Consider the following 4,116-nt stretch of genomic DNA (forward strand, 5'->3'; position numbering starts at 1 on the left):
CATGTGATGGCGACGCACGACACCGCTCCGTGGATCGGTCGAATGCGTGTGCTGCGCAAAAACCCAGAACCACGGCCAGGAATGCCCGGCGCGCGGATACTTCCGCTCAAGGGCGTCGGGAAGCGCAACGCCGCTGCGGCCCTCGGCCTGGTCCTTCAGCCACCATGCCCGTGCACGCGACAGCTGCTCGCGCAGGCTGGGTGCCAAGCTCTCGGGTAACATCAAGGCCCGATCCTTGGAGCCCTTGCCCTCCCGCACGATGATCGTGCCGTGATCGAAATCCAGATCCTTGACCCGCAGTTGCAAACCCTCACTGATCCGCATGCCCGTTCCATACAGAAGCTGGGCGAACAAACGATGCTCGCCTTCCAGAAAACCGAGGATGCGAACCACTTCATCCGGGGTCAGCACCACCGGCAAGCGCCGCGACGGCCGAGGTCTTCCGATCTCCTGAAGCCAGGGCAGATCCGTGCACAGCACCTTGCCGTAGAAGAACAGCAAGGCCGCCAATGCCTGACGATGCGTGGAGACCGAAACCTTGCGCTCGTTCGCCAGCCAGGACAGAAATGCCTCGACTTCGCTGCTGCCCAAGGTTGCCGGGTGACGCACACCGTGGAAACGGATGAAGGCACGAACCCAGTGGACATACGCCTGTTCGGTTCGTAAGCTATAATGCAAGTAGCGTATGCGCTCACGCAACTGGTCCAGAACCTTGACCGAACGCAGCGGTGGTAACGGTGCAGTGCTGGTTTTCATGGCTTGTTATGACTGTTTTGTTGTACAGTCTATGCCTCGGGCATCCAAGCAGCAAGCGCGTTACGCCGTGGGTCGATGTTTGATGTTATGGAGCAGCAACGATGTTACGCAGCAGGGCAGTCGCCCTAAAACAAAGTTAGACATGATGAGCAACTCTATACACACCGGAATCTCAAGACAGCTTTCACAGGCACGCGATGTAATTAAACGCCATTTGGCATCAACGCTGAAAGCCATACACTTGTATGGTTCTGCAATTGATGGTGGCCTCAAACCATATAGCGACATTGATCTGCTGGTTACCGTGGATGCACGCTTGGATGAAGCTACCAGACGCTCCCTGATGCTCGATTTCTTGAATATCTCGGCACCACCATGCGAAAGCTCAATACTCCGGCCGCTAGAGGTAACTGTTGTTGCATGCAACGAAGTAGTGCCTTGGCGTTATCCGGCACGACGAGAACTGCAGTTCGGGGAGTGGCTGCGGGAGGATATTCTTGAAGGTGTCTTCGAGCCAGCCGCCTTGGACGCCGACCTTGCAATTCTAATAACGAAAGCTAGGCAACACAGCATCGCTTTAGTAGGTCCAGTGGCTCAAAAAGTCTTCATGCCGGTGCCAGAGCATGACTTTCTCCAGGTGCTTTCCGATACCCTTAAGCTGTGGAATACTCATGAGGATTGGGAAAATGAGGAGCGGAACATCGTACTCACGTTAGCTCGGATCTGGTATAGCACTGAAACTGGAGGAATCGTCCCCAAGGATGTGGCCGCCGAATGGGTTTTAGAGCGCTTGCCAGCTGAGCATAAGCCAATACTGGTTGAGGCGCGGCAAGCCTATCTTGGGCTTTGCAAGGATAGTCTTGCTTTGCGTGCAGATGAGACTTCGGCGTTCATTGGCTATGCAAAGTCTGCGGTCGCTGATTTGCTCGAAAAGCGAAAATCTCAAACTTCGCATATTTGCGATGGCGCCAAGAACGTCTAACGTCTAACTATTCATTTAAGCCGAAGCCGCTTCGCGGCTCGGCTTAATTCAGGCGTTAGATGCACTAAGCACATAATTGCTCACAGCCAAACTATCAGGTCAAGTCTGCTTTTATTATTTTTAAGCGTGCATAATAAGCCCTACACAAATTGGGAGATATATCATGAAAGGCTGGCTTTTTCTTGTTATCGCAATAGTTGGCGAAGTAATCGCAACATCCGCATTAAAATCTAGCGAGGGCTTTACTAAGCTTGCCCCTTCCGCCGTTGTCATAATCGGTTATGGCATCGCATTTTATTTTCTTTCTCTGGTTCTGAAATCCATCCCTGTCGGTGTTGCTTATGCAGTCTGGTCGGGACTCGGCGTCGTCATAATTACAGCCATTGCCTGGTTGCTTCATGGGCAAAAGCTTGATGCGTGGGGCTTTGTAGGTATGGGGCTCATAATTGCTGCCTTTTTGCTCGCCCGATCCCCATCGTGGAAGTCGCTGCGGAGGCCGACGCCATGGTGACGGTGTTCGGCATTCTGAATCTCACCGAGGACTCCTTCTTCGATGAGAGCCGGCGGCTAGACCCCGCCGGCGCTGTCACCGCGGCGATCGAAATGCTGCGAGTCGGATCAGACGTCGTGGATGTCGGACCGGCCGCCAGCCATCCGGACGCGAGGCCTGTATCGCCGGCCGATGAGATCAGACGTATTGCGCCGCTCTTAGACGCCCTGTCCGATCAGATGCACCGTGTTTCAATCGACAGCTTCCAACCGGAAACCCAGCGCTATGCGCTCAAGCGCGGCGTGGGCTACCTGAACGATATCCAAGGATTTCCTGACCCTGCGCTCTATCCCGATATTGCTGAGGCGGACTGCAGGCTGGTGGTTATGCACTCAGCGCAGCGGGATGGCATCGCCACCCGCACCGGTCACCTTCGACCCGAAGACGCGCTCGACGAGATTGTGCGGTTCTTCGAGGCGCGGGTTTCCGCCTTGCGACGGAGCGGGGTCGCTGCCGACCGGCTCATCCTCGATCCGGGGATGGGATTTTTCTTGAGCCCCGCACCGGAAACATCGCTGCACGTGCTGTCGAACCTTCAAAAGCTGAAGTCGGCGTTGGGGCTTCCGCTATTGGTCTCGGTGTCGCGGAAATCCTTCTTGGGCGCCACCGTTGGCCTTCCTGTAAAGGATCTGGGTCCAGCGAGCCTTGCGGCGGAACTTCACGCGATCGGCAATGGCGCTGACTACGTCCGCACCCACGCGCCTGGAGATCTGCGAAGCGCAATCACCTTCTCGGAAACCCTCGCGAAATTTCGCAGTCGCGACGCCAGAGACCGAGGGTTAGATCATGCCTAGCATTCACCTTCCGGCCGCCCGCTAGCGGACCCTGGTCAGGTTCCGCGAAGGTGGGCGCAGACATGCTGGGCTCGTCAGGATCAAACTGCACTATGAGGCGGCGGTTCATACCGCGCCAGGGGAGCGAATGGACAGCGAGGAGCCTCCGAACGTTCGGGTCGCCTGCTCGGGTGATATCGACGAGGTTGTGCGGCTGATGCACGACGCTGCGGCGTGGATGTCCGCCAAGGGAACGCCCGCCTGGGACGTCGCGCGGATCGACCGGACATTCGCGGAGACCTTCGTCCTGAGATCCGAGCTCCTAGTCGCGAGTTGCAGCGACGGCATCGTCGGCTGTTGCACCTTGTCGGCCGAGGATCCCGAGTTCTGGCCCGACGCCCTCAAGGGGGAGGCCGCATATCTGCACAAGCTCGCGGTGCGACGGACACATGCGGGCCGGGGTGTCAGCTCCGCGCTGATCGAGGCTTGCCGCCATGCCGCGCGAACGCAGGGGTGCGCCAAGCTGCGGCTCGACTGCCACCCGAACCTGCGTGGCCTATACGAGCGGCTCGGATTCACCCACGTCGACACTTTCAATCCCGGCTGGGATCCAACCTTCATCGCAGAACGCCTAGAACTCGAAATCTAACGTCCGTTCGGGCATCGAGGTCCATGTCGGGGTGGGACGGGCCCGTGGCTTCAAGATCACTTGCAGTCCGACCGCGATGTCTTGGTTGCGCGAGAGGTTGTCGATATCCTCCACTTCCATCATCAACCCTGGATAATGCCGCCGCCGTCATCGCCGCCGACGCCCGTGCCGGGCTTTTCGGGCCTGTCAGGCTTGCTCGGCCTTCAGCCTGCCTGGGCGAGATCTCCGGCGGACGGATTAACGGCGGAGCTTCGCCGCCTTTCGTGCGTGTGAAGGCCGAAGATAGTTCTCTCAAAAACATCCGTTTATGAGAGATACCAAATGTCATTTTCAGAAGACGACTGCACCAGTTGATTGGGCGTAATGGCTGTTGTGCAGCCAGCTCCTGACAGTTCAATATCAGAAG

The 4,116-nt window shown here is 57.3% G+C and carries 5 protein-coding genes; 4 read left to right on the plus strand and 1 reads right to left on the minus strand.

Going from position 1 to position 4,116, the window contains the following annotated elements:
* Window positions 1–756: class 1 integron integrase IntI1 (gene intI1 / locus VVR27_RS11495; RefSeq protein ID WP_368548486.1), on the minus strand; the 756-nt coding region annotated here is incomplete at its 3' end.
* A gap of 145 nt (window positions 757–901) precedes the next feature.
* Between intI1 and VVR27_RS11500 the strand changes: the two genes are divergently transcribed.
* The 4 genes from VVR27_RS11500 to VVR27_RS11515 all read left to right on the plus strand — a co-directional run bounded on the left by VVR27_RS11500 (window position 902) and on the right by VVR27_RS11515 (window position 3,710).
* Complete coding sequence (locus tag VVR27_RS11500; protein WP_010991842.1) at window positions 902–1,738, plus strand: ANT(3'')-Ia family aminoglycoside nucleotidyltransferase AadA9; 837 nt, start codon at window positions 902–904, stop codon at window positions 1,736–1,738.
* A gap of 163 nt (window positions 1,739–1,901) precedes the next feature.
* Window positions 1,902–2,249, plus strand: a complete 348-nt coding sequence (locus tag VVR27_RS11505; RefSeq protein WP_000679427.1) for a quaternary ammonium compound efflux SMR transporter QacE delta 1 — start codon at window positions 1,902–1,904, stop codon at window positions 2,247–2,249.
* Window positions 2,243–3,082 (plus strand): sulfonamide-resistant dihydropteroate synthase Sul1, encoded by an 840-nt coding sequence (gene sul1 / locus VVR27_RS11510; RefSeq protein ID WP_000259031.1) that lies wholly within the window; start codon window positions 2,243–2,245, stop codon window positions 3,080–3,082. Before VVR27_RS11505 ends, sul1 begins: the two co-directional genes overlap by 7 nt.
* 127 nt (window positions 3,083–3,209) lie before the next feature.
* Window positions 3,210–3,710, plus strand: a complete 501-nt coding sequence (locus tag VVR27_RS11515) for a GNAT family N-acetyltransferase (RefSeq protein WP_000376623.1) — start codon at window positions 3,210–3,212, stop codon at window positions 3,708–3,710.
* Window positions 3,711–4,116: the final 406 nt, after the last annotated feature.

Source organism: Rothia sp. LK2492 (assembly GCF_040946345.1).
GTDB classification, from domain to species: domain Bacteria; phylum Actinomycetota; class Actinomycetes; order Actinomycetales; family Micrococcaceae; genus Rothia; species Rothia endophytica.

Bases quoted from the DNA above. Each gene is read 5' to 3' on its own strand.
- VVR27_RS11500 (WP_010991842.1), top strand. From the start codon at position 902: ATGAGCAACTCTATACACACCGGAATCTCAAGACAGCTTTCACAGGCA.
- VVR27_RS11505 (WP_000679427.1), top strand. From the start codon at position 1,902: ATGAAAGGCTGGCTTTTTCTTGTTATCGCAATAGTTGGCGAAGTAATC.
- sul1 (WP_000259031.1), top strand. From the start codon at position 2,243: ATGGTGACGGTGTTCGGCATTCTGAATCTCACCGAGGACTCCTTCTTC.
- VVR27_RS11515 (WP_000376623.1), top strand. From the start codon at position 3,210: ATGGACAGCGAGGAGCCTCCGAACGTTCGGGTCGCCTGCTCGGGTGAT.